This is a genomic window from Caulobacter sp. DWP3-1-3b2, assembly GCF_049896325.1.
Lineage (GTDB): Bacteria > Pseudomonadota > Alphaproteobacteria > Caulobacterales > Caulobacteraceae > Caulobacter.
This window is the reverse complement of sequence record NZ_JAFCUB010000002.1, coordinates 195,886-221,094: the sequence shown is the minus strand read 5'-3', so window position 1 is coordinate 221,094 and position 25,209 is coordinate 195,886. Positions and strand designations below refer to the sequence as shown.

The window sequence follows — 25,209 nt, the reverse complement described above, 5'->3', positions numbered from 1 at the left end:
CTCAAGCAACTGAAGCTAGGTGGAGCGCATTGGAGATTTCATGAATTCGCACCCGATCCCTTCGCCCTCGACCGCCGTCAAGGATCCGGTTTGTGGCATGAGCGTCGATCCGGAAACCGCGCGCCACCATGTCGAGGCCCAGGGAGCAACGGTCTATTTCTGTTCAGCCGGGTGCCTGGGCAAGTTTGTCGCCGATCCAGGAGCCTACCAAGCCAAGCCCGAGCCCCCTCGGGCCACCGCATCCGGCGGGGCGCTCTACACCTGCCCGATGCACCCGCAAATCCGCCAGGTCGGTCCCGGCGTCTGTCCAATCTGCGGCATGGCTCTGGAGCCCGTGACGGTGACGGTCGACAGCGGCCCCAACCCCGAACTGGCCGACATGACCCGACGCTTCTGGGTTGGCCTGGCGCTCGCCCTGCCGGTCTTTGTCCTGGAGATGGGCGCTCACGTGATGGGCCATGGCCGATGGGTTCCGGCTCAGATCTCCAGCTGGATCCAGTTCGCCCTCTCGACCCCGGTGGTGCTGTGGGCCGGCTGGCCGTTCTTCACGCGCGGCTGGACATCGTTGGTGACGCGCAAGTTCAACATGTTCACCCTGATCGCCATGGGCGTGGGCGTGGCCTATGGCTACAGCCTGTTTGGCCTGTTCGCGCCCGGACTGTTCCCGCCCGCCATCCGCGACGCCATGGGCGGCGTGCCGGTCTATTTCGAAGCCGCTGCGGTGATCACCGTCCTGGTGCTGTTGGGCCAAGTGCTGGAATTGCGGGCCCGCGAGCGGACGTCGGGCGCGATCAAGGCCTTGCTGGACCTCGCGCCCAAGACCGCTCGGCGGATCAAGGCCGACGGATCGGACGAAGAGGTGACGCTGGACCTGGTGGCTGTGGGCGATCGTCTGCGCGTGCGCCCCGGCGAGAAGGTCCCCGTGGATGGAGAATTGACCGAAGGCCGGGTGTCGATTGACGAGTCGCTGGTCACCGGCGAGTCCATGCCTGTCACCAAGGAAGCGGGAGCCAAGGTGATCGCCGGCTCGATCAACAAGACCGGGTCCTTCGTCATGCGGGCCGAAAAGGTCGGTGCCGAGACCCTGCTGTCGCGCATCGTCCAGATGGTGGCGGAGGCTCAACGCAGCCGCGCTCCAATCCAGCGCATGGCCGACCAGGTCTCGGCATTGTTCGTGCCGGCGGTGATCGGCGCGGCGCTTCTCGCCGCCGTCGTCTGGGCGCTCGTCGGACCCGAGCCGCGTCTGGCCTATGCGCTCGTGGCGGCGGTGTCGGTGATGATCATTGCCTGCCCCTGCGCGCTGGGACTGGCGACGCCGATGTCGATCATGGTCGGGGTCGGCCGCGGCGCCCAGGTCGGCGTCCTGATCAAGAATGCCGAGGCGCTGGAGCGCTTCGAGAAGATCGACACCCTGGTGATCGACAAGACCGGCACCTTGACCGAGGGGCGACCGGCGGTGACGGCGATCAAGCCGGCCGCCGGCTTCGACGAGGTCGAATTGCTGCGCCTCGCCGCCAGTCTGGAGCGCGGCAGCGAGCACCCCCTGGCCGACGCCGTTCTGCGGGCCGCCAAGGATCGCCAGCTGACCCTTTCCGAAGCCTCGGAATTTGACTCGCCCGTCGGCAAGGGGGTCGTCGGTGTGGTCGATGGCAAGCATGTGACCCTGGGCGGCGCCCGCTTGATGGCCGAACAGGGCGTGGATCTTTCGTCGCTGGAGGCCATGGCCGACGCCTTGCGCAAGGATGGCGCGACGACGATCTTCGCGACGATCGACGGCAAGCTGGCCGGTGTCCTGGGGATCGCCGATCCGATCAAGGCCACGACGGCCGAGGCCATCCGCGCCTTGAAGGCCGACGGTGTGCGGTTGGTGATGATGACGGGCGACAACCGCACGACCGCCCTGGCCGTGGCCGCCAAGCTGGGCATCGACGAGGTCGAGGCCGAGGTGCTGCCGGAAGACAAGGCCAAGGTCGTGCAGAAGCTGCGCGCGCAGGGTCGGTCGGTCGCCATGGCGGGCGATGGCGTCAATGACGCGCCCGCCCTGGCCGCCGCCGAGGTGGGCATCGCCATGGGCGCAGGCGCCGACGTCGCTATCGAGAGCGCTGGGGTGACCCTGCTGCAGGGCGACCTGCAGGGCATCGTCCGGGCCCGGCGGCTATCGCGGGCCGTGATGCGCAATATTCGCCAGAACCTGATCTTCGCCTTCGCTTACAATGTCGCTGGCATTCCGATCGCGGCGGGCGTTCTCTATCCGACCCTCGGATGGCTGCTCTCGCCGGCCGTCGCCGCCCTGGCCATGGCCTTGTCTTCGGTCAGCGTAATCGGCAACGCCCTGCGACTCCGCACAGTGAAGCTCTGGGCATAGCGGGGTTGGGGGCTAATCGTCTCTCGGAGTTGCCGCCGTTGCTTTGGCTACAAGACACTTGGGTCGACGTCAGCCATGGGGCTTAATCGGCTCAGCGCCCCGCGCCACCGGAAGAGCAAGCACGGCCGTGAGCGTCAAAAGGGCTATTAATGCCCACGCTTCGTTGATTGCGCGGACCAGCGCGAGTTGTTGCACCATTGGCGCCAGGATCGCCACGGTGTCCGCGTCGGCGGGTCCTGGTCCGCGGGCGAGGAACAGGTCCAGGGGTATGCCTACGGCCTTTGCGGTTTCGACGTCGCCGGCCTCCAGCCGTCCGGCGATTGCCCGGCCGAGGATCGGCGCTCGGCTGTAGATCACCGTGTCGATCAGCGCCAAGCCAATCGCGCCGCCGAGGTTGCGCATCAGGTTGAAGAGACCACTGGCGTCCGGAACCCGCGACGCTTCCAAGTGCCCCAGAGCCAGACGGGTGGGCGGCAGCAGGCAGAACATGATCGCCACGCCGCGCAACACCTGCGGCCAGAGCATCTGCGAAAAATCGGTGTCGGCGGTCTGGAAAGCGCTGAGGCCAAGGCCAACGGCGAAGAGAAGAAACCCCGCGCCTGATAGCAGCCGCGCATCGACGCGGCGTTCCAGCGCCACGGCGATCGGCGCGGTGATTAGTTGGGCCATGCCCGTCACCAACATGATCTTGCCGATTTCGAAGGCGTCATGGCCGCGCACGAAGGCCAGGAAGACAGGCATAAGATAGACCGAACCGAACAGCCCAATACCCAGGACAAAGCTCAAGAGGCAGCCGATGGCGAAGTTGCGATCCTTGAAGGTCCGCAGGCCCACGATGGGATGACCCGCCCTGAGGGTGCGCCGCGTGAAGAACCCAGACGCCACCAGGCTGAAGGTCAGGAGGCTCACCACCAGCGGCGAAATCCACCCACGCTGCGGCGCCGCCTTGAGCGCCAGCTCCAAGGCCGCCAAGGCCAGCGCCATCAGCACAAGTGACAGGATGTCCAGGCGCCGGGCCTCCCCCGCCACCGGTCGTTCCACCGGCAGCAGCCAGGCAGCCAGCAAGGCGCAGATCAATCCCGGCCCGACATTGACGAGAAAGAGCCACCGCCACGAAAAGGTGTCGGTGACCCAGCCACCGACGATCGGGCCAATCGTGGGAGCCAGGACGGCCAATACGCCGGCGATGGTCGTGGCCACGGCCTGCCGGCGTTCAGGAAAGAGCAGAAATACCGCCGAGAACACCGCCGGGATCAGCGTGCCACCTGAAAATCCCTGTAGCACCCGCCAGGCGACGAGAGGCACGAAGCCAGTACTCATGGCGCAGCCCAGAGAGGCCAAACTGAACACGCCGATGGCAAGGACGAAAAGCCAGCGCATGGTCAGCAGGCGCGTCAGGAACCCGGTCAGTGGAATCGCGATCACTTCGGCGATCAGATAGGCCGTCTGGATCCAACTCATCTGGTCGGGCGCGATCGCCAGGGCCTGCTGAATGGTCGGCATCGAGGTAGCGACGATCTGGATGTCCAGGATCGCCATGAACATGCCGAGGCACATGATGGCGAAGCCGGCCCAGACCCTGGCCGGCACGCGGTCGTGTTTGAAGATATGGGGCAAGGCGAGCGTCCCGCAGCCGTGCCGGCCCCCCGGCGAGGCCGTGACGCGACGCTTGGCAAATGCGTTGGCGATGGATGACGTTCCGTCGTCCGGCGGCCAATACCACATGGGCGGAACCTTGAGCGCCGTCGACTGGTTAAGCTGATGACCACAAACCGACCGCGCGTCCGCCGCCGCGAGCGCCTGGTCGGAGTTGCATCATGCCAGCCCCCGTCGCCTTGCTGTCGCTGTCGACCGCGTCGCCGCCCCATCAGATGCCGCAGGTCCAGGTGGCCGAGGTCGCCCGGAGGCTTTTCGAAGGAAAATTTCCGCAGTTTGACCGGATGGCCAAGGTGTTTGAGACCGCCGGGATCAGCACGCGCCAGTCGATCTTGCCGATTGAATGGTACCTGCAACCGCGTTCCTGGCCAGAGCGGACTGCGGCCTATCTGCACGGCGCCGTCGAACTCTTCGTCGAGGCAGCTCAGACCGCGCTCGATGAGGCCAGATTGAAGGGGGCCGATGTCGACATCATCGTCACCGTCTCCTCGACGGGCATCGCCACGCCAAGCCTTGAAGCCCGCGCCATGGCGCGCGTCGGTTTTCGGCCCGACGCGGCGCGCGTTCCGGTGTTCGGCTTGGGATGCGCGGGCGGGGCCACCGGCCTGGCGCTGGCGAGCCGCCTGGCCAAGGCCACGCCGGGGGCAGTCGTGCTCCTGGTGATCGTCGAGCTTTGCACCTTGGCCTTCCGGCTCGAGGACCTGTCCAAGGCCGACATCGTGGCCACGGCGCTGTTTGGCGATGGCGCGGCCGCCGCTGTCCTGCGCTGTGACGAAGGCGGCTTTGCTCATGTGGAGGGCATGGCCGAGCACACTTGGCCGGGTACCCTGGACATCATGGGCTGGCGCGTCGATCCCCAGGGGCTGGGCGTGATCTTCGCCCGCGCCATCCCGCCGTTTGCCCGCGCCAATCTGCGGCCGGCCATGATTGAAATGCTCGCAAGCCAGAGACTGGGTCTGGAAGACGTCGATCGTTTCATTTGCCACCCGGGCGGCATGAAGGTGATCGACGCTATGGAGATGGCCCTGTCGATGGAGCAGGGATGCCTGGATCACGAACGTGCGGTGCTTCGCGACCACGGCAACATGTCGGCTCCGACGGTCCTCTATGTTCTTGATCAAGCGCGCCGCGCCGGCCTCCCGGGCAGGTCGGTCGTGACCGCCTTGGGCCCGGGCTTCACATCAAGCACCGTCACCTTGAGATCTGCGGCATGACGCTGTCGATCATCGTTCTCGGCCTGGTGACAGTCCAAAGACTGGGCGAACTCGTGCTCGCCAATCATAACACCCGCCGTTTGCTGGCCCGAGGCGCGGTGGAGACGGGGGCAGAGCACTATCCGCTCATCGTCATCCTGCATGCGGCATGGCTGGCAGGACTGTGGCTGCTGGCCTGGAACCGGCCGACCAACCTATTGTTGCTGGCGATCTTCATCGCGCTGCAATTGGCGCGGGTCTGGGTGATCGCGACCTTGGGCGATCGCTGGACGACGCGGATCATCACCTTGCCCGGGGCGGATCTCGTGCGAAGGGGGCCATACCGCTTCGTGTCTCATCCAAACTACGTGGTGGTCGCAGCCGAGATCGCCGTCCTGCCCCTGACTTTCGGCTTGCTCGGCTTCGCCGTCCTGTTCTCGTTTTTGAACGCCGCTGTCCTGTGGATACGCATTCGCAGCGAGGGTCGCGCGCTCGCGTCGGCGACCCAGGACCGGCCGCGCTCATAGCCGCGCGCAGGTGGCGCGAAGATCTGAGTGTCCTAGCCGCCGTGCTTGCGGACATAGGCCTCGAGATCGGCCTTGGCCTTGGTATTCTCGTCCACCGTGGCTTGGGCCAGCCTGCGGGCTTCGGGATCATCGCCGGTCTTCAGCACGCTTTGGCTCATGTCGATGGCGCCTTGGTGGTGAGCGATCATCACCTTGGCCCAAAGGACATCGATGTCGGGCGCGCGTGCCGACATCATGCCGCGGCTCATGCGCATGCCGTCCGATTTCAGCGCTTCAGCGCCGGCCTTGTCGCGGGGTGATTTCATCTGTGGTTGAGCGCCAGGGGTTGCGTGGCTGCTCATGGATTGGGCCATGGCCCAGTCGCAGCTCGCACTCAGCAAGGCCGCCGTCCCTAAAACGCCTAAGATCGCTCGCATTTTTTTTAAAACCCTGAAACCCAAGGACTGGCCTGCCGGAAGCGGCATTGTCGTCGTTGGTAAGAATTTAGAGCGCCAAGCCGATATTTGTTGCTTCGGCGGAGGGATTATCTCGACCTCGTCCAAGCCGGCGCTTCGACACGGGAGCAGCCGGTCAATTGCGGCGCCCCATAGGGCGCGCGCAAAATCCGGCCCAGACATTCCTATGGCAAGCCCTGGTCCGAGGTGTTGCTGATCTCCAGTCCCTGGAACGCCATAGCGCCGATGGCCGCCATCAGACGATCTGGCGTCAAATCCTCTATTTCGGGCACCCATTTGGCCAGCCAGATCAGCATGCCAAGCATCAGATTGACCACCAGCTGCGCCTCGCAGCGCATGATCGAGCCGTCCTCCATGCCATCGGTCAGGAAGCGCTCCAGGTGGCCTTTCAGGAGATCACCCCACTGGGTGATCTCGCGACTCTGATCGTCGTCGAGATAGGAAAACTCCCCATAATAGAGCTGGGGGCCGTTGCGCGCCGAGTCGCACAAAAGGACGTTGAAAAAGAAGCGCAGTTTTGCCGCGCCCGACCCGCTGGTCTGATCAGCTGAGGCCAGCAGCGCGGCAAACCGTTCCAGGGATTGGCGATGGCAGGCGAAAACCAAAGCCTGCTTGTTGGGAAAATAATAATAAAGCGCGCCTTCGCCTAGATCGAGCGTCGCGGCGATCTCCGCCATCGTGGTGTTGGCGTAGCCCTTAACATTGATGATTTCGATCGCGGCTCGAAGGATCGCGTCGCGCTTCTTGGCCGACTTGCGGCTGTTGGCCAGAGTCCGGGGCTGATCGCGGGCAGCGGGCTTCAAGGCGCTGAGCTTGTTCACGGAAGGCTATCCATCGGCCTTGGTTTAGCGGCCCAGCGAGGCCTGATGCAAGCAAACTTAAATTTTGAGCTTGTGTTGAATTATTGAGGTCTGCTTTAAATTAAGCCTGGATCGAAGGGCGTAGCATAACGCCACGGTCCGGGAGGAAACCCACGGACGCCCGCCACTCGTCGCGCCGTCGTCCGCGCAAAAGCCGATCAAGGCTGCAATCGAGGGAGGACTACCGTGAAGAAGCTTCAGTTTCTGGGCGTTTCATTGGCCGCGCTGATGGCCGCCAATACGGCGTGGGCTCAAGCTCCGGCGCCCGCTGCGCAAGCTGCGCCGCCCGCCCCGTCTGCATCAACGGTTGAGGAGATCATCGTCACAGCGACCAAGCGCGAGCAGACCTTGCAGGACGTGCCAATCTCGGTGGCCGTGACCGGTCAGCAGACCATTGAGCGGGCCCAGGTGCGCGACCTGATTGACCTGCAGTCGGTCGTACCTTCGCTGAAGGTTTCTCAGCTCAACGCCGTAAGTCAGACCAACTTCATCATTCGCGGTTTTGGCAACGGCAACGGTAATGACGGCATCGAAAGCTCGGTCGGGGTTTTCATCGACGGCGTCTATCGCTCCCGCTCGGGCTCGGCCCTGGACGACCTGCCTGAGGTCGCGCGCATCGAGGTGCTGCGTGGCCCGCAATCGACGCTGTTTGGCAAGAACGTCTCGGCCGGCGCGATCAGCATCGTGACGAAGCAGCCTTCGTTCGACTTCGGAGGCAAGGCCGAGGTCAGCCTCGGCAATTACAGCCTTCGCCAGTTCAAGGGCACGATCACCGGGCCTATCGCCAAGGATCTGGCCCTGCGCGTTTCGGGCAGCGTCAACAAGCGCGATGGCTACTCGCATAATCTGACCACAGACAACGACGTCAACAATCGCGATCGCTGGTCATTGCGCGGCGATCTCTTGTGGGAGCCCACAGACCAAACCTCGGTGCGGATCATCGCCGACTACAACAAGATCCACGAGGTCTGTTGCGCGGTGTCGTCGATCTATAACGGTCCCGCCACCCAATTCGTCGGCGCGCCCGCACCGTTCGGCCTTGGCAAACCGGTTGGCGATCCCTCGAAGGTCTTTTCCCGCGATATCATCTTCAACACCGATCCGGACAATCGCCTGACCGGCAAAGGGATTTCGGGGCAGGTCGATCAGGATCTAGGCTTCGCCGCCCTGACCTCGATCACCGCTTATCGCAAACAGACCACCCAATCAGTACAAGACGTCGACTTCACCGGCGCTGATTTGGCCAACAAGGCAGACGGCAACGACATCAAGACCTTCACCCAGGAACTACGCCTGGCGTCCAAGGGCGACGGGCCGTTCAGCTGGCTGATCGGCGGGTTCTACCAACACGAAAAACTCCAAACCGGCCGGACGATCAACTATGGGCGCGACATTCGCGCCTATGGCGATGGTCTAAGCGGCCAGGCGCCCGCGAGCCTGATCGGCGCCCTGCCGCCGGCCCTGCGGCCGGCCCTGACCGGCCGTTCGAACCTCTACGCCCTGGAGTTCCTGCAAAGCCTGGTCACCCCTTCCATCGTGCCCGGCAAGACCTATTTCCAGGCCGGCCAAGGCGTCGACGATGACTATGCGATGAAGCAGACCTCGTACTCGATCTTCGGCCAAGCTGACTACAAGGTCACCGACAAGCTGACGATCACCGGCGGGTTGGCCTATCTGAACGACGACAAGCAGGCCACCTCGGGTGTGGTGCTGCGCGATCCGTTCTCGGCCCTCAATCTGAACGCCGTGCCGCAGTTCATCGCCCTGGGCCTGCCAGGTAATATCTACGCGCCCCTGGGCGGCCTGCAGTTCTACTACGGCAACACCCCCAACCACGGGCCGGTCAACTTCCCCAACGCCGCAGAGTCCGGCCAGTTGAAGGGCGACAAGGTCACCTACGCGGTTCGCGCCGCCTACGACTTTGGCTGGATCAACGCCTATCTCAGCTATTCCACGGGCTGGAAGGCGGGGGCGTTCAACCTGTCGTCCGACAGCCGACCACCGAACGCCAATGGCGTCGGCCGCACGGCGGCTCCCGAGAATGTCAGCGTTTACGAGGCGGGGCTGAAGGCCAAGTTCCAAGGCGGCTACCTCAACCTCGCGGTCTTCGACCAGTCGATCAAGGGCTTCCAGTCCAACGCCTATACCGGGATCGGCTACAGCCTGGTCAATGCCGGCGAGGAGTCGGTCAAGGGCTTCGAGGTCGATAGCGCCTGGCGGCCGACCAGTTGGCTGGCCCTGACCGGCTCGGTCACCTATCTCGACCCCACCTATGACAGTTTCACGGGCGCAGCTTGCGTCAACTATGACACCACCCGTTGTCCGGTGAACCCGGCGACGGGCCTGCGGCCCAACTTCCGCGACCTGACCGGCGATCGGCCGGCCGGCATCGCCAACTGGAGCTATTCGACCTCCGCGACGCTTTCGCACGACTTGGGCCGAGGCTTCAGCGGCTACCTGCGGGCCGAATATGACCACACCAGCAAGACCCAGCTGACGGAGACCACGCCGCCCAACCTATCGACCTGGGGCCAGAACCTCGTCAACGCCAGCCTGGGCGTGGTTCACGCCGACAGCCAGGTGGAAGTCATGCTCTGGGCGCGCAACCTGACCAAGGACGACAGTCTGATCGCGACGTTCCCGACGGTCGCCCAGGACGGCAGCTACAGCGGCTATCCCAATGCCCCACGCACCTATGGCGTGACGGTGCGCAAGACGTTCTGACCTACCTCGGAACGCACCTGCCGCCCGGCTCATCCTTCCCGAGCTGGGCGGCTATTTTTCCCATTCCTCGACGGAACCAAGATGTCTGAGCCCGACGAAACGCCCCAAGCCAACGCGCCGGATATGGCCGCCCTGCGAGAGCGCTATCGCCAGGAAAAAGATCGGCGGGCCAGTGCGGGCGACCGCCGCTACCTAGACCTCAGCAGCGACCTTCCGCACCTGTTGGCCGACCCCTACGCCGCGCCTGTTGCGCGCGACCCCGTCGATGACTCGGTCGATGTGCTGGTGGTCGGCGGCGGCTTCGGCGGCCTGCTTTCGGCCGCGCGCTTGAAAGAGGCGGGCGTCGCCTCGGTGCGGATTGTCGAGGTCGCCTCCGATGTCGGCGGGACCTGGTACTGGAACCGCTATCCCGGCGCGGCGTGCGATATCGAGTCCTACATCTACTTCCCGCTCTTGGAAGAGACCGGCTACATGCCCGCCGAGCGCTACTCCAAGGCGCCGGAAATCCGGGCCCATACACAGCGCATCGCCAAGCATTTCGGTCTCTACGACAATGCTCTGTTCTCTACCCAGGTCACGGCCCTGGACTGGGACGACCAGGCCGCGCACTGGGTCGTCGCCACCGATCGCGGCGACACGATCCGCGCCCGCTTCGTGGTCCTGGCCACCGGTCCCCTCAACAAGCCCAAGCTGGCGGCGATCCCCGGCGTCGAGACCTTCAAGGGCCACAGCTTCCACACCAGCCGCTGGGACTATGACTACACCGGCGGCAGCTCGACGACGCCGCTCGACAAGCTAGGCGACAAGCGCGTGGGGGTGATCGGCACCGGCGCGACGGCGATCCAGTGCGTGCCGCCCTTGGCCGCCAGCGCGCAACACCTCTACGTCTTCCAGCGCACGCCCTCGTCGGTCGATGCGCGCAACAACAGCCCAACCGATCCGGCTTGGGCCGCGAGCCTTCAGCCGGGCTGGCAACAGGCGCGGATGGAAAACTTCACGGCCCAGATGGCCGGTCACCTGGCCGACGAGGACATGGTCGCCGACGGCTGGACCGTCCTGGCCCGGGCAATCAAGAAAATGTTCGCGGAAGACCAGGGCGCCGACTTTGGCCAGCTGCTCGAGCGCGCCGACATGGAAAAGATGGTTCAGGTGCGCGCGCGTATCGAAGACCTGGTCGAGGATCCGGCCACCGCCGAGGCCCTGAAGCCGTGGTTCAGCCTGTTCTGCAAGCGGCCCTGTTTTCACGACGGCTATCTGGGCGTCTTCAACCAACCCAACGTCACCCTGGTCGACACCGCCGGACGCGGGGTCGAGAAGATCACCGAGACGGGCGTGGTCGTGGACGGCCAGGAATATCCGCTCGACTGCCTGGTGTTCGCCACCGGCTTCGAGGTTGGCGGCGATTTCGCCAAGCGCTCGGGTTTTGATCTGCGCGGCGTGGATGGCCAGTCCCTGTCGGACAAGTGGGCGCAGGGGCCGGCCACCTATCACGGCATGCACAGCCGCGGCTTTCCCAACTGCTTCATCATCAGCCAGGCCCAGTCGGGCATGTCGCCCAATTTCCCGCACATGCTCAGCGAGCAGGCCAAGCACCTGGCCCACATCATCGGCCATTGCGTCCAGACAGGCGTCGCCACCGTCGAGGCTTCGGCCCAGGCGCAGGACGACTGGGTCGATCAGATCGTTCAGACCAGCGCCGACCGCATCAGGAAGCTCGAGACCTGCACGCCCGGCTATTACAACAACGAAGGTCGCCCTTCGATGGAAACCGCCCGCGCTCTTCCGCACGGCGCGGGCCCGGTGATGTTCATCGACATGTTGCGCCAATGGCGTGAGAGCGGCGATTTCGCCGGCCTGGAATTCGACGGCGCCCCCGTGCGCGCCAAGGAAAGTGTCTGACCATGACCGAGCAAAGCGGCCGCAAGGCCATCTTCATCACCGGCGCGGCCTCAGGGATGGGCCGCGAAACCGCGCTGCTGTTCGCACGCCAGGGGTGGTTTGTCGGCGCCTATGACGTCAATGCCGAAGGGCTCGTCTCCCTGGAGGCGGAAATCGGCTCCGGCAACGGTCTGTGCTCGACCCTTGATGTCACCGATCCCGAGGCCTTCGCCACGGCGATGACACGGTTTGGCGAGGCCACGGGCGGGCGCCTGGACCTGATGTTCAACAATGCCGGCATCGCCGTGGCGGGCCTCTTTGACGAGGTCGCCTGGGAGGACATCGTCAAGGTCGTGCAGGTCAATCTGCTGGGGGTGATGATCGGCGTGCGCGCCGCCATTGGCCTGCTGAAGGTGACGCCCGGTTCGCTGTGCCTGACCACCTCCTCGTCATCGGCGATCTTCGGCACGGCCGGTATCGCCACCTATTCGGCCACCAAGCACGCCGTGCGCGGCCTGACCGAGGCGCTGTCCATCGAATTCATGCGCCACGGCGTTCGCGCCGCCGATCTCCTGCCGGGCCTGATCGACACTCCGATCCTGTCGGACACGATCAAGGCGATGGCCCCGCCCGACGGGATGTGGCGACTGACGCCGCCCTCCGACGTCGCCCAGACCGTCTGGTCCGCCTACCACGGCGACAAGCTGCACTGGTATGTGCCCGAAGAGCTCAAGGCCTTCGACATACAGGCCACCGCCGAGCCAGAGGTGGTGCGCCAGGAGCGCGCGGCCCTGGCGGCTTTCCGCGAGTAGAGAAAGGCAAACCGAATGTCGATCCTCGAAGCCTCCACGCCGATTCTGTCGCCTTTCGAGGGACAAGACCAGGCCATCGGCGACCTCCACGTCGCTTTCGACGCCCAGCCGGGTCTTCGCGGCCGATCGCTATCCGTCCCTGCAGGAGCGCAAGCGCCGCATCGAAGCGCTCATCGGCATGATGCTGGCGCATCGCGAGGCCATCAGCGGGCTTCCGATCGCGGCTTTATCCGCAGGCGGACGGGGAGGCGGGACTGACAGTATAGCGCGCACCTGTCTCTACCGCCATCAGCCGCACGCAAGGCGGCGGTGCATCTCGGCGATCAGAGCGAGAACACGCCAAAACATGCCCTTAGTTATGACGGCGATCTGAGGTTCGAATCGTGATCGTCGCACCTACGCTATGTTGCGCCTGGGTATCCCAGATCTGCCCCGGAACCGCCGAAGCTACGCCAGGAGCTGCCCACTACGCTGCGACACGGAGACTTGCTGGCCGTCAGAACTGGGACGTTTTCATCGTCTGAGAAGGGGCGAAAAAGTGGACTTGGCGCCGGTGCAAACCGACAAGCCCATCGACAAATCGCAAGATGCACTCTGGCAATGATCTGAGCGTGGACGAGCGGAGAGAGAAAGAAACGTAGACTCTTTTTCGATACACGGCGAACACTCCAATAGTCATCTGGACGGGAGGCCCGGCATGCCGACCTTAGAACCTGAAGTTAAAACGGTGGCTGTGACGATCGTCTCGGCAAGGTCACGTTAGTGCAACTTGAGCTACACAGCGGCGTTTCGCAAACGTGAAAGAGCACGCGGGCTACGACATGGATGCCGTCATCATAACCGGCGATCTCGATCGCCGGCCGTCCAGGGTGTCCGACTTCCAAGCTGAAAATCAGGCGCTCAACTCGCTCGCCGAAGCGATGAACAACAGCCCCGACACGGTGTTTCAACACCTGGTCGAGGTGGCGATGGAACTGACAGGTTCCGATTCCGCAGGGATCAGCCTGCTGGAGCCTGGTGGCGAGAACGGCGCCTTTCGCTGGGTCGCGACAGCCGGAGCCTGGTCGCCTTATCGTGACAAAACGATGCCGCGTGAGGCCAGCCCGTGTGGTGAAGTCATTGCGCGGGAAGCGGTCCTGCTGATGAAGAACCCCGCACGATTGTTCCCGGCGTTGCTACAGGCAGAACCCGGCATCAGTGAGGGGCTGTTCGCTCCGTTTTACATTAGCGGGGTTCCGGTCGGCACGGTATGGACAATTAAGCATAGCCCCAACAATCATTTTGAGGCTGAAGACGCTCGCATCATCAAGAGCCTGGCTCGTTTCGCCTCGGCCGCACATCAGACAGTGCAGGCTCTTCAGTTGGCAAAGTCCTCCGAGCAGCGGGCCGAGTTGCGTTTCCAGCAGCTAGTCACGCTGGCGGAAGTCAGCAGCGAGTTCTTTGGCACGTGCGACATGGAGTTCATGCCGATCTACGGCAACGCTGCGGCAATGCGAATGGTCGGACTAACCGATCTGGAACAGGTTCAGAGAACGCCGCTGCAGGAGTTTTTCTTTCCCGAAGATCTGGCCTTCATCACTGAAGAGTTCTTGCCGCGCGTGGTGCGTGAAGGTCAAGCCAAGGTCGAGATTCGTTTTCGCCATTTCGTCACAGGTGAGCCAGTCTGGGTCGATTACAGCCTTGTCGTCCTAAAGGACGAGACGGGGCGAGCGACTGGCTTGGGTACTGTCACTCACGACCTTACCGAACGCAAACGAGCCGAGGTCGCGCTTCGGGTCAGCGAGGCGCGGTTTCGTGCGCTTGCAACGGTCGGATCATCCTCAATCTATCGGATGAGTCCGGACTGGCGCGAGATGCGCCATCTCGACGGCGCCGCCTTTCTTGCTGACAGCGACGAGCCGACTGCCGACTGGGTTGATACCTACATTCCGTCCGATGAGCGTCCGCGCGTCCGCGAAGCGATTCATCGGGCGATCGGCGCCAAGGATGTCTTTGAGCTGGAGCACCGCGTGCTGCGCGCGGACGGTACGGTTGGTTGGACGTTTTCGCGCGCTATCCCGCTTTTCGACGACGTTGGGGAGATTTCCGAATGGTTCGGGGCGGCGACTGACGTAACCGCGCGCGTTAAGGCGGATCAGAGCTTCACACGGTTGTTCCGTGCATCACCAGCACCGTTCCTGGTCGTCAAGCCCGACGCGCCGCGCTTCACCATCGCCGAAGTCAACGACGCCTACCTGTCCGCTACCATGCGGACGCGCGACGAGGTGGTCGGGCGTGGGATCTTCGAGGCCTACCCCGATAATCCGTCCGACGAGACGACTGGAAGCGTGAGCACCTTGCGGGCCTCGCTTGAACATGTGCTCGCTTCACGGCAGCCAAACACACTGCCTGGCCTGAAGTACGACGTCGCGCGGTCAGATGGCACATTCGAGGAACGCTGGTGGAGCCCAGTCAACTCAGTGGTGCTCGATGACGACGGCGAGGTGGAGGCCCTTATCCACAATGCCAACGACGTGACCGAGGAGCGCCGGGCCGCAGTCCTGTTGCGCGAAAGCGAGGTGCGGCAGACGTTTCTGCTCCAGCTGAGCGACGCTCTTCGTCCGCTTTCCGACGCGGCTGAAATTCTCGCTACCACAACTCATCTGCTGGGCAAGCACATAGGCGCGGACCGAGTGATGTATGCTGAGGTCGATGGCGAACTCGGCGCGGAGACAGGGACCATACGCGGCCAATATGTCCGGCCATCGAGTGGGGGGACGCCGTCAGCCGCGCCCTTTCCGGAGCGCTTCGCATTCTGTCCATTTGGCACGCATACAATGGCCGCACGCCATCGTGGCGAAACGCTGGTCATTGCAAACATCGACACCAACCCTGGCTTCGCCGATTTGGAGCGAACGGCCTGGGCCGTCGCCGACGTGCGGGCCGCCGTAGTCGCGGCCTTGGCCAAGGGCGGCCGACTGGTGGCCGAATTTGGCGTGCACGCCACGGCGCCTCGCGATTGGACCAAGGCGGAGGTTTCGCTCGTTGAAGAAGTCGCCGAGCGTAGCTGGGCAGCGGTCGAGCGCGCCCGCGCCGAAGCAGCGCTGCGAGACAGCGAGGCCCGCTTCCGCGAGTTCAGCGAAGCTTCTACCAATATCCTCTGGATTCGGAATGCGGCGACGATGCGGATGGAGTTCGCTAGTCCGGCGTTCGATAGGATTTATGGAATTGCGGGTCCCGATCGGGGCGGCGACCCCGGTTTGCGGGCCTGGGCTCGGCTGATCGAGCCGAAAAGTCGCAAGACCGCGCTGGCTAACTTTCGGCGGGTTCGCGCCGGCGAGCGGATCGAGGCGGAGCTTCAAGCCAGACGGGCCACGGACGGCTCGCTGCGCTGGGTCCGTAACACCGACTTCCCGATGTTTGATGCGGCAGGGCGCGTAACGCGGATCGCGGGACTGGGTGAAGATATCACTGACCTGAAGGCGGCGGAACATGCGCTGGCAGACGCCGAAGCGCGCCAACGCACGTTGATGGAAGGCATTCCGCAACTTGTCTGGCGGTCACGCGACGAGGGGCTCTGGACCTGGGCAAGCCCGCAGTGGCTCGAATTTACGGGGCAGGGGCAGGAGGAGAGCCACGGAATGGGTTGGCTCGACACCGTTCACGTAGATGATCGCGCGGCGACCACGCTCGCCTGGGAACAGGCTCGGTCGCACGGGAGGCTGGACGTGGAATACCGCGTGCGGCGAGCGGCCGATGGGGCGTGGGTATGGCACCATACCCGCTCTGCCCCGGTGCTCGACGCCGAGGGACGGATCTTGGAATGGCTTGGCACTTGCACCGACGTTCAAGACTTGCGCGAGTTGCAGGAGCGACAAAAAGTGCTGGTCGGCGAGCTCCAGCACCGCACCCGCAACCTCATCGGGATCGTCAGATCGATTGCGGAAAAGACTGTGCGGGAGAGTGCCGACCTGGCGGATTTCCGCGCCCGGTTCACGGACCGGCTCGACAGCCTCGCGCGAGTACAAGGCTTGCTCTCACGCCTGAACGAGCATGATCGGGTCTCCTTCGACGAGCTGATCGAGGCCGAACTCTCAGCTATGGATGCGGCTGGAGAGCGGGTGACGCTGGTGGGGCCGGTAGGCGTTCGTCTGCGCTCCTCGACAGTTCAGACCTTGGCCATGGCTCTTCACGAGCTGGCTACCAATGCGGTCAAATACGGCGCCCTCGGCCAGGCCTCGGCTGGAGCGCGCTTGGCCATCACCTGGTCCTTGGAGCCCATCGGACCCAAGGACCAGCCGTGGCTTCACGTTGATTGGCGAGAGAGCGGTGTCCAGATGGCGTCGGATGGAGCGCCGCCGCGAGGCGGGGGCCATGGGAGGGAGCTGATCGAGCGCGCCTTGCCCTATCAACTCGGCGCGAAGACCAGCTACTCGCTTGGACCGGATGGCGTGCATTGCACGATCTCGATGCCGGTCTCGGCAGACGAACCGGTGGGAATGCAAGTATGACTGAGCGGACACTGAGGGACTGCCACATACTTGTTGTTGAAGACGAGTATCTGCTCGCCGACGAACTCGCCACAAACTTGAGCGATGCCGGCGCCGTGGTGATTGGACCGGTTGCGACGGTTGAGGACGCCTTGGCGTTGATTGACGCCGAACCGCGCATCGATGGCGCCGTTCTTGACGCGAACCTACAGGGTGCGTTGAGTTTTCCCGTGGCTGACCGGCTGCTTGAGCGCGGCGTGCCTTTTGTCTTCACCACAGGCTATAACAGGTCCATGATTCCGAGCCCCTACAGAGAAATCGTCCGATGTGACAAGCCCGTCGATTTAGCTCAGGTAGCGCGCGTCATCGGAAAGGTGATCCACTCGGAGGCCAAGTAATGGCCGCTTGAACGAGGCTGAGTGGCGTCGCGTGAAACCGACCAGATCAGCGCGCTTCACAGATCATCTGGGCAACGTCATTGCATTGACGGCAGTGCTGACCGATTGTTAGGTATGGCAAAACGTCGATCATCTTCACCTATCCAGGCTGCGGTTCCTCCGCCGTCAGCCGCTAAGGTGCAGTCGGGCGGCGGCGCAATCGATAGCGGCCCCGCTCGGGTAGATCATCTGATCGTAGGCATCGGCGCGTCAGCGGGCGGACTTGATGCTTTCCGGGCATTTTTCGCGCAAATGCCAGCCGATAGCGGCATGGCCTTTGTCTTGGTCCAGCACCTGGACCCGGACTACAAGAGCGCCTTGGCCGAAATCATTGGCGAATGCACCGCGATGCCCGTGGTGCAGGCCTCCGACGGAACGGTCGCCGCCCCGAACACCGTCGCGGTCATTCCTCAAAACGCTATCCTGAAGATCGAGGCTGGTGTCTTGCGGGTCGCCCTCCCGGAAAGCCCGACGGCGCGACGGTCCTCCGTCGACACCTTTCTCGTGTCGCTGGCCGACGATCAGGGTGAAAACGCCGTCGGAATCATCCTCTCGGGCTACGGGAGCGACGGGACGATTGGGATCGCGGCGATCAAGGAAGGGGGGGGGCTGACCTTAAGCGAAGCGGCGTTCGACCACCGCGCAAAGTTTGGGATGCCGCAGAGCGCCACCGCCGGCGGCTTTGTTGACTACGTCCTCCAACCCGAGGAGATGCCTGCACGCCTGTTGGAGCACCGAGACTTCAAATCCCGAGAGGCGATCCATGGCCTCAATGAAACCGCCGAGCCCGGCCGGGTCAACCACCTGATGACCATTTGCGCGGTGCTCAACAGCCGCCTGGGTCGCGATTTTGGGCAATACAAATCCAGCACGCTGATGCGTCGCGTTCGCCGGCGAATGCAGGTGCTCCATATCGAAGACCCGGCCGAATATATCGCCCAGCTACGCAGTCTGCCGAATGAACCCGAGCTGCTGTTCCGCGAGATCTTGATCGGCGTAACCCGCTTTTTCCGCGACCCAGCCATGTTTGATGCCTTGGCAGCGACAGTCTTGCCGGACTTGATCGCCAACGGCGGTGCTGAAGAACCGATCCGGGTATGGGTCGCTGGCTGTGCGACGGGCGAGGAGGCCTATTCTCTCGCTATCCTGTTCCGAGAAGCGTTGGCCCGTGCGGAGTCGCCACGAAAGGTAACGATTTTCGCCACCGATATAGATGATCGCGCCGTCACGGTTGCCCGGGCAGGCCTCTACAGCGATGCAATCGAGGCAGATACCACAGTCATCCGACTCGAGCAGAATTTTTGTAGAGAAGGCCAACGCTATCGCGTCGCGAAACACATTAGAGAAATGTGCGTTTTCTCAACACATGACTTAGTTAAAGACCCGCCGTTTTCGAGGCTCGACATGGTTACTTGTCGAAATTTGCTAATCTACTTTGAGTCTCCGCTACAGCAGCGCGTCATTGCAACCTTTCATTATGGACTTAAAGCCAATGGCCTCCTTTGGCTCGGCCCTTCAGAGACGATCGCCGCGAGTGGGCGTCTGTTTAAGGCGTTCGACAAGCGCAGCAAAATCTTCAGGCGTCTCGACGTCGCCCCCGAAATCCCGCGCCCCAAACCAAGTAGCCGAATGAGCCCAGCTTCTCCTTCTCAGCGAACCGCTGAGCCCGACAACATCGACGCTCAAGCAACGCGGATGATCGCGCAATACGCGCCCGCCTATATCGTTTTCGATGGCCAGCACGAGATCCAGCGGTTCTCGGGACCGGTCGAAAAGTTCATGCAGCCAACAACCGGCGGCGCCAGCCTGAATCTCTTCCGGATGCTGCACGCTCAGTTGCGGTCACCCGTACGCAGCCTCATTCGCAAGGCGCTCGAGCAGCAGCGTCCGGCCCAGGAATACGTCACCTTCCAGGTGGCCGGCCAGCCGCACACCATCAATCTGATCGCTGAACCGATGGCGGAGCCGGCCGGGGGGCAGCGATGTTTCCTGCTGGCGTTCCAAGAGCTGACGTCGGCAGCGCCACAAGCTGATTCCGCAAAGCCTGATCAGCCCGTCGCGGCTGCGGATCCGGAGCATAGCGAACTGATCACGGCACGCGAAAAGCTGCAGACCATCACTGAGGAACTGGAGACGGCGAACGAGGAATTGCAGAGTTCCAATGAAGAGTTCCAATCCGTCAATGAAGAATTGCATTCGACGGTTGAGGAGTTGGAGACTTCGAAGGAGGAGTTGTCGTCGATCAATGAAGAGCTCCAGACCGTAAACGCCGAGTTGAATAACCGCGCGGACAGCTTGGTGCGATCCAACAGCGATCTCGCCAACCTGTTCGATAGTACTTCGATCGCGACGCTCTTCCTCGACAATGAATCACATATTCGGAGGTTCACCCCGGCGATCACCGAGATTTTCAATGTCCGGGAAGGGGACGAAGGTCGCCTCATCAGCGATTTCTCATCCCGCCTGGCCGGCTCCGCCCTGACCCAAGACATCGTCACGGTGCTGCGTGATCTGGGCTCGATCGAACGCGAAGCGGAGTCTGAGGACGGCGCCGCGACCTATCTGGTTCGCGTGAAGCCATATCGTGACCTGAACAATGTCATCGATGGCGTCGTCATCACGCTCATCGATATTTCCGACCGCAAGAAGCTGGAGCGGGACCGGGCTCACCTTGCCGCCATTGTCGCGTCCTCTGAGGACGCCATCATCAGCCATGATCTCGAGGGGACGATCAGAAGCTGGAACGCTGGCGCGGAGAAGATCTACGGCTATACGGCGAGTGAGATGATTGGGCAGCCGATGTCGACCTTGCTGGACGACGTGCAGATCGACGAATGGCCGACCAATCTGGCCCGCCTACGGCAGGGCGAGCCCATTACCGACATCGACATCAGCCGGGTCACCAAGGGCGACCGGGTCATCTACGTATCACTGAACATCTCACCGATGCGCGACGCGCAAGGCGTTATCATTGGAGCCTCGGCCGTGGCGCGGGACATCGCCATGCGAAAGATGGCGGAAGAGCGCGCTGAGATGCTGATGGAGGAACTCGATCATCGTGTGAAAAACATTTTGGCCGTTGTCTCGTCAGTGGTCACTCAAACGCTCAAGGCAGGGGGCACTGCGGAGGCTGCGGGAGCCGAGATTGAAGGTCGGATCCAGGCAATCTCGCGCGCTCACGGCCTCTTGACCGAACTTGGCGGCGTGGAGGGGTCGCTGCGCGGGCTCGTGGCGACGGAGTTACAGCCTTACCAGCACCGCTCGAACGTCACGATGTCGGGCGAAGATGTTGTGCTTTTATCGAGGGCAAACCTAAGCGTGGCGTTGGCGATCCACGAACTGGCGACAAATTCGGCCAAATACGGAGCCCTTTCGACCGAGGAGGGGCGCCTTAACGTCACCTGGCGCGTTGTTCGAGTTGATGGGAAATCAGAGCTCGAAATCATGTGGCTAGAAACCGGCGGCCCGCCCGTTACTCCCCCCACGCGCCGGGGCTTCGGAACCAAGCTCATCGAGCTTAGCTTGGTTCGAGGACTGAAGGCCAAGGTGGATCGGGAGTTCCTTGCAACCGGGGTCCGGTGCCAAATCTCGGTGCCGTTTACCGAGGAGATCGGTCGCGTCCTTTCCGCAGCGGGTTCTGAGACGCCATCTCGATGACTGGTGGTTTAGCCAGATTGCGTGTGCTCGTGGTCGAGGATGAGCCTCTGATCGGGATGGACATAGAGGACGCCGTTGCAGGACTTGGTCATGAAGTCGTCGGTCCGATAGCCGAGCTCGATGAAGCCTTGAACGTAGCCACCATCGCGACGCTCGGTTGCGCAATTCTCGACATCAATATCATCGGCGGCCATTCCTATCCCGTCGTTGACATACTTCTAAAGCGTGGCTTGCCAGTCTTGCTGCTGAGCAGCTACCGCGCCGAGACGCTGCCGGTGCGACTGCACCAAGAGTCGCGCCTTCCCAAGCCCTTCACGAGCACGCAACTGGTCGAAGAAATACGAGATCTGTGCGCCAGGGCCGTAGACTCGAGTCGTTAGAGGCCCGGGCCCCTTTGCTAGGAGGGGGACGACGATCAAACTAGCGGCGTTGGCGCGGGGCTCGCTGAGGTAGGCATCCGCTTTCGGCAACTTGCATAGGTGGCTAGGTTATGGCGAAGGACTTCCCGGTCGTTTGTGTCGGCGGCTCAGCTGGCGGTCTAGAGGCCTATATCCGGCTACTGAAAAATCTGCCGAGCGACCTGGGTGTGGCGGTCGTCATCGTCAATCACATCCGAACCGTTGCCACCAGGCTGCACCAAATTCTTCCGAACTCCACGCGCATGCCCGTGGAGTTGATTTCAGACAGGCTGGTCGTCCGCCCCAACTGCGTGTTCATCATCCCAGAAGATCGTGATCTGCACGTCCTGAACGGGGAGTTTCGACTAAAGCCAATCTCGAAACCAAGGGGTTGGCCCGACGTCATTACGGTCTTTCTGCGCTCGCTGACGGAGAACTGGTCCGGCCAGCTGATCGCGGTGATTGTCTCGGGCTATGACGGAGACGGGGCAGCCGCATTGTGCGGGATAAAGGGCGTCGGCGGGATCACGATCGCTCAGAAACTCGACACTGCCGGTCAGCCCGACATGCCGCAAAGCGCCATCGACAGTGGCTGTATTGATTTCGTTCTTTCCCCGGAGGAAATCGCACATGAAATTCGGCGGATTGCGGACGGGGACCCGGTTATCCGCTGACGCCTCCATCCTGGGCGACGGGCGACGGGCGCCGTGGCGACGCCGATGTTCGGGTCGCCGCCGGGGATGCGCTAGAGCATTTCACGGCCTGACTGGGTCAGGCCGTGAGCTCCAACCTTCTGTTTTGACGCATTTTTCTTGACGCGAACCGGAACCACTTCGCTCGAAAAATGCTCTAGTGGCGGTGATGGACTGGGCGATGAGGAAGGTGCTGTCCTGGCGGCTGTCCAACAGCATGGACGCCGAGTTCTGCATCCAGGCCCTGGAGCAGGCCATGGCCCGTTACAGGCCGCCAGAGATCTTCAACACCGACCAGGGCAGCCCGTTTACCTCGCCCCGCTTCGTCGACGTGCTGAAGGACGCCGGCGTGCGGGCCTCCATGGACGGCCGCGGCCGCTGGATAGACAATGTCTTCATCGAGCGGCTCTGGCGATCGCTGAAATACGAGTGCGTCTACATCCATGCCTTCAAGACCGGATCGGAGCTGCGGGCCGGCCTGACCAAGTGGATCGGCTACTACAACACCAACCGGCCCCACTCGGCCCTTGCCGGGGCCACCCCCGATGAGGCCTATGGGCAAATCCAGGCGCCGCCCTGTCCGGGGCTCGCCCCGGATAGGGCCAACCTCGAGCACAAACTGGCGGCGTGATCTGAACCTGAACCAACCTTAGCCAAGCCGCCAAACCGTGCGGAGAACCGGCGCCACCTCAGACCCTTCCGGCTTCAACCCGAAGCCCGCTGTTTGTCTAGGGCAGCACTATAATTAGTAGTCCGCGTTTTAATGGTGCAAGGTGAAGACTGACCTGTCCCGAGGCGGCCGTAGTATGTCAACGAAGTCAGCTGGACGCTCAATGCCCTCACCTCGATCGCGAGCAAGGTTTTCTCTGAATAGCGCCGCGTTCGAGCATGTTCCTGAATGAACCGAACTACTCCGAAGCTGCGTATCTACGCTGAGCGTCTCATCGCCTATGAGATGGGCCAAAATGCGTATTCTCAATCAAAACCCACTGCGGGCTTTGTCGTCATAGAGACGTTGAATCCACATTTTGGCGCACTCATGGGCGCCGCAGGGTTTCGCGCGCTCATTTCGCGCGCCCTCGTGCTGGCTAGCGCGGAAGTTGCTTGGCTGAGTGATCTGAATGTCAAAGCGGATTGCTCTTTCGAAGGGCTGAACCAAGTTGAAGCCCAAGCGAACCCAGAAGAAATCGCTACTGGCGGGCTTGTTCTGCTTGCCCGGCTGCTAGGGTTGCTAGTAACTCTCATTGGCGAAAATTTAACACTGCAGTTGTTGAACAACGTCAACGGCTTTCAGTTGGTCCCGGAAGACTAAGATGGCAAAGAAACCTAACCCCGCAGCTACCCGCAAACTGACGGACAACGCCGCGAGCCAACCGGCAAAGGTCGCGATCCGTAAACTGCCGACCGGCGTTCGCGGCCTCGACGACATCATGGGCGGCGGCGTTCCGGAATTTTCGTTCAACGTCATCGCCGGCCTGCCCGGCTGCGGCAAGACCACGATGGCCCATCAGATCGTTTTCGCCAACGCGACGGCGGAAAAACCCGCGCTCTTCTTCACCGTCCTCGGTGAGCCCGCCATAAAAATGTTGCGCTACCAACAGCAGTTTTCATTCTTCGACGGATCCAAGTTGGGAAAGGCCGTCCGCTTCATCAATCTCAGCGACCTGGTGTTGAATCAGAACCTGGATGCGGTCCTTGCTGAAATTATTAAGCAGGTCACAGCGACCAATCCGGGCGTCGTGGTGGTGGACTCCTTTCGCACCGTGATGCGCAAACCACAGGCCGCCGCCGGTGAAATGGAGATGCAATCGTTCATTCAGCAGCTCACTCAGTTTCTAACCAGTTGGGAAGCCACGACGTTTTTGGTCGGCGAATTTGGGCAGGAAGAGACCCAAGGCAATCCGCTGTTCACCATCGCTGACGGCCTCTTCTGGCTTTCGCAGAAGGTGGAAAGAAATTCCGTGGTGCGAAAACTGCAAATCCTGAAAGTGCGCGGGTCCGGTTCGGTGCCGGGACTGCACACCGTCCGCATCAACGACGACGGGTTGCAAGCCTTCTCGCGCACGCTGGGATTCATCCCCAAAACGGGGAAGCCGGCCAAGCCCCGGCGGCTTTCAATGGGCATTCCCGATTTGGACAAGATGATGGGCGGCGGCGTTCTCGAAGGCGACAGCCTGCTCATCGCGGGGCCGTCGGGAACGGGCAAGACGGCGCTGGCCACCCAATTCATCGCCGCGGGGCTGCGCAATGGCGAGCCGGGGATCATGGCGATCTTCGAAGAACGACCGAAAGGCTATGCCGATCGCGCCGACGGCTTTGGTTTGAATTTGAAGACGCCGCTGGAGAAGGGAAAGCTGGAAATCATCTACCTTCGTCCGCTCGACCTTTCGGTGGATGAAACCATGCAAGAGATTCTCGACGCCGTCGAAAGGGTCGGCGCGAAACGTCTGGTGATCGATTCTTTGGTCAGTCTCGAGATGGCGCTGGCGCCCGGTTTCCGCGAGGACTTTCGCGAGTCGCTGTACCGGCTGATCGTGGCGTTGACGGGAGCCGGGGTCACGATTCTCAGCACCGTCGAAATCGAGGATACGTTCACCGGGTTTTCCTTCAGCCATTACACGATCTCGTTCCTGACCGATGACATCATCAGGATGCGCTATGTGGAAATCGACGGCCAGCTACGGAAGGTCATGGTCGTGATCAAGATGCGCGGCGGCAATCACAGCAAAGACATCCGCGAGTATGTCATCACCGACAAGGGCGTGGTCGTCATCCAGCCGCGATCCACCGACTATGACGGACTGACCACCGGAATTCCCACGCGAACCGGCCCGAGCCCGGCGCAAAAAGCAGAGCCCCCTCCGGAGCCGAAGGCTGGGGCGAAGCCGAAGGCGAAGGCGAGGATTGTGAAATAGAAGCCTGGCAGCAAATAGACTTGAGGTCCGGTCTCTGGCAGGCCATCCGGGCCGCGCTTACCCTCGACAGGAGGGGGGTAGCCAAGCCTAGCCGCCCGTTCGATTTTCCGGCGCTGCCTCACGGTTGTGGTATACACGTTGGGAGACGAGCCTCTCGTCGGGCCGATGACC

Annotated in this window: 16 protein-coding genes and 1 pseudogene; 14 read left to right on the top strand and 3 right to left on the bottom strand. The window is 62.5% G+C overall.

Annotation, left to right across the window (positions count from 1 at the left end):
* The first annotated feature begins 40 nt into the window (after positions 1 to 40).
* The gene (locus ACP7AG_RS02420) at positions 41 to 2,365 is read left to right on the top strand and encodes a heavy metal translocating P-type ATPase (RefSeq protein ID WP_426029666.1); all 2,325 of its coding nucleotides are present in this window, start codon (positions 41 to 43) and stop codon (positions 2,363 to 2,365) included.
* A gap of 69 nt (positions 2,366 to 2,434) precedes the next feature.
* Here the strand turns inward: ACP7AG_RS02420 and ACP7AG_RS02415 are convergent, their stop codons facing one another.
* Complete coding sequence (locus ACP7AG_RS02415) at positions 2,435 to 3,982, bottom strand: DHA2 family efflux MFS transporter permease subunit (RefSeq protein WP_426029665.1); 1,548 nt, start codon at positions 3,980 to 3,982, stop codon at positions 2,435 to 2,437.
* Between the two features lie 200 nt (positions 3,983 to 4,182).
* On the opposite strand from ACP7AG_RS02415, the gene ACP7AG_RS02410 reads away from it, so the two are divergent.
* On the top strand, positions 4,183 to 5,235 hold the full coding sequence (locus tag ACP7AG_RS02410; RefSeq protein ID WP_426011337.1) for a type III polyketide synthase: 1,053 nt from the start codon (positions 4,183 to 4,185) through the stop codon (positions 5,233 to 5,235).
* Positions 5,232 to 5,741 (top strand): isoprenylcysteine carboxyl methyltransferase family protein, encoded by a 510-nt coding sequence (locus tag ACP7AG_RS02405; RefSeq protein ID WP_426011338.1) that lies wholly within the window; start codon positions 5,232 to 5,234, stop codon positions 5,739 to 5,741. Before ACP7AG_RS02410 ends, ACP7AG_RS02405 begins: the two co-directional genes overlap by 4 nt.
* Positions 5,742 to 5,773: 32 nt before the next feature.
* On the opposite strand, the gene ACP7AG_RS02400 is transcribed toward ACP7AG_RS02405, so the two are convergent.
* Both ACP7AG_RS02400 and ACP7AG_RS02395 read right to left on the bottom strand, forming a co-directional pair.
* Entirely contained in the window at positions 5,774 to 6,046 is a 273-nt protein-coding gene (locus tag ACP7AG_RS02400) for a DUF305 domain-containing protein (RefSeq protein ID WP_426029664.1), read from the bottom strand.
* Positions 6,047 to 6,360: 314 nt separating this feature from the next.
* Positions 6,361 to 7,017 carry a TetR/AcrR family transcriptional regulator gene (locus ACP7AG_RS02395; RefSeq protein WP_426029663.1) on the bottom strand — a complete coding sequence of 219 codons (657 nt, stop codon included), beginning with the start codon at positions 7,015 to 7,017 and terminating at the stop codon, positions 6,361 to 6,363.
* A 225-nt stretch (positions 7,018 to 7,242) separates the two neighbouring features.
* Here ACP7AG_RS02395 and ACP7AG_RS02390 point away from each other — a divergent pair, with 225 nt between their 5' ends.
* The 11 genes and pseudogenes from ACP7AG_RS02390 (at position 7,243) to ACP7AG_RS02340 (ending at position 25,038) form a co-directional block, all read left to right on the top strand.
* Entirely contained in the window at positions 7,243 to 9,780 is a 2,538-nt protein-coding gene (locus tag ACP7AG_RS02390; RefSeq protein ID WP_426029662.1) for a TonB-dependent receptor, read from the top strand.
* 81 nt (positions 9,781 to 9,861) lie between these two features.
* Complete coding sequence (locus ACP7AG_RS02385; RefSeq protein ID WP_426029661.1) at positions 9,862 to 11,679, top strand: flavin-containing monooxygenase; 1,818 nt, start codon at positions 9,862 to 9,864, stop codon at positions 11,677 to 11,679.
* A 2-nt stretch (positions 11,680 to 11,681) separates the two neighbouring features.
* On the top strand, positions 11,682 to 12,470 hold the full coding sequence (locus tag ACP7AG_RS02380) for an SDR family oxidoreductase (protein WP_426029660.1): 789 nt from the start codon (positions 11,682 to 11,684) through the stop codon (positions 12,468 to 12,470).
* Between the two features lie 821 nt (positions 12,471 to 13,291).
* A complete protein-coding gene (locus ACP7AG_RS02375; RefSeq protein WP_426029659.1) occupies positions 13,292 to 16,960 on the top strand; it encodes a PAS domain-containing protein in 3,669 nt (1,222 codons plus the stop codon).
* Positions 16,957 to 17,337: a response regulator gene (locus ACP7AG_RS02370; protein WP_426011345.1), complete on the top strand. Its 381-nt coding sequence runs from the start codon at positions 16,957 to 16,959 to the stop codon at positions 17,335 to 17,337. Before ACP7AG_RS02375 ends, ACP7AG_RS02370 begins: the two co-directional genes overlap by 4 nt.
* 21 nt (positions 17,338 to 17,358) lie before the next feature.
* Positions 17,359 to 21,033 carry a CheR family methyltransferase gene (locus ACP7AG_RS02365; protein ID WP_426029658.1) on the top strand — a complete coding sequence of 1,225 codons (3,675 nt, stop codon included), beginning with the start codon at positions 17,359 to 17,361 and terminating at the stop codon, positions 21,031 to 21,033.
* Positions 21,030 to 21,413: a response regulator gene (locus tag ACP7AG_RS02360; protein ID WP_426029657.1), complete on the top strand. Its 384-nt coding sequence runs from the start codon at positions 21,030 to 21,032 to the stop codon at positions 21,411 to 21,413. The genes ACP7AG_RS02365 and ACP7AG_RS02360 overlap by 4 nt, the downstream gene beginning before the upstream one ends.
* A 110-nt stretch (positions 21,414 to 21,523) precedes the next feature.
* Complete coding sequence (locus ACP7AG_RS02355) at positions 21,524 to 22,105, top strand: chemotaxis protein CheB (RefSeq protein ID WP_426029656.1); 582 nt, start codon at positions 21,524 to 21,526, stop codon at positions 22,103 to 22,105.
* Positions 22,106 to 22,280: 175 nt separating this feature from the next.
* Positions 22,281 to 22,754: pseudogene (locus ACP7AG_RS02350) on the top strand (transposase); the annotation flags it as partial.
* A 267-nt stretch (positions 22,755 to 23,021) separates the two neighbouring features.
* Positions 23,022 to 23,435: a hypothetical protein gene (locus ACP7AG_RS02345; protein ID WP_426029655.1), complete on the top strand. Its 414-nt coding sequence runs from the start codon at positions 23,022 to 23,024 to the stop codon at positions 23,433 to 23,435.
* 1 nt (position 23,436) lies between these two features.
* Positions 23,437 to 25,038 (top strand): RAD55 family ATPase, encoded by a 1,602-nt coding sequence (locus ACP7AG_RS02340; RefSeq protein ID WP_426011350.1) that lies wholly within the window; start codon positions 23,437 to 23,439, stop codon positions 25,036 to 25,038.
* The last annotated feature ends 171 nt before the right edge of the window (positions 25,039 to 25,209 follow it).

Excerpts from the sequence above, each read along its gene's own strand:
- ACP7AG_RS02385 (WP_426029661.1), top strand. The coding sequence starts at position 9,862 with ATGTCTGAGCCCGACGAAACGCCCCAAGCCAACGCGCCGGATATGGCC.
- ACP7AG_RS02360 (WP_426029657.1), top strand. The coding sequence starts at position 21,030 with ATGACTGGTGGTTTAGCCAGATTGCGTGTGCTCGTGGTCGAGGATGAG.
- ACP7AG_RS02375 (WP_426029659.1), top strand. The coding sequence starts at position 13,292 with ATGGATGCCGTCATCATAACCGGCGATCTCGATCGCCGGCCGTCCAGG.
- ACP7AG_RS02380 (WP_426029660.1), top strand. The coding sequence starts at position 11,682 with ATGACCGAGCAAAGCGGCCGCAAGGCCATCTTCATCACCGGCGCGGCC.
- ACP7AG_RS02420 (WP_426029666.1), top strand. The coding sequence starts at position 41 with ATGAATTCGCACCCGATCCCTTCGCCCTCGACCGCCGTCAAGGATCCG.
- ACP7AG_RS02405 (WP_426011338.1), top strand. The coding sequence starts at position 5,232 with ATGACGCTGTCGATCATCGTTCTCGGCCTGGTGACAGTCCAAAGACTG.
- ACP7AG_RS02410 (WP_426011337.1), top strand. The coding sequence starts at position 4,183 with ATGCCAGCCCCCGTCGCCTTGCTGTCGCTGTCGACCGCGTCGCCGCCC.
- ACP7AG_RS02355 (WP_426029656.1), top strand. The coding sequence starts at position 21,524 with ATGGCGAAGGACTTCCCGGTCGTTTGTGTCGGCGGCTCAGCTGGCGGT.
- ACP7AG_RS02370 (WP_426011345.1), top strand. The coding sequence starts at position 16,957 with ATGACTGAGCGGACACTGAGGGACTGCCACATACTTGTTGTTGAAGAC.
- ACP7AG_RS02400 (WP_426029664.1), bottom strand. The coding sequence starts at position 6,046 with ATGAAATCACCCCGCGACAAGGCCGGCGCTGAAGCGCTGAAATCGGAC.
- ACP7AG_RS02340 (WP_426011350.1), top strand. The coding sequence starts at position 23,437 with ATGGCAAAGAAACCTAACCCCGCAGCTACCCGCAAACTGACGGACAAC.
- ACP7AG_RS02345 (WP_426029655.1), top strand. The coding sequence starts at position 23,022 with ATGAACCGAACTACTCCGAAGCTGCGTATCTACGCTGAGCGTCTCATC.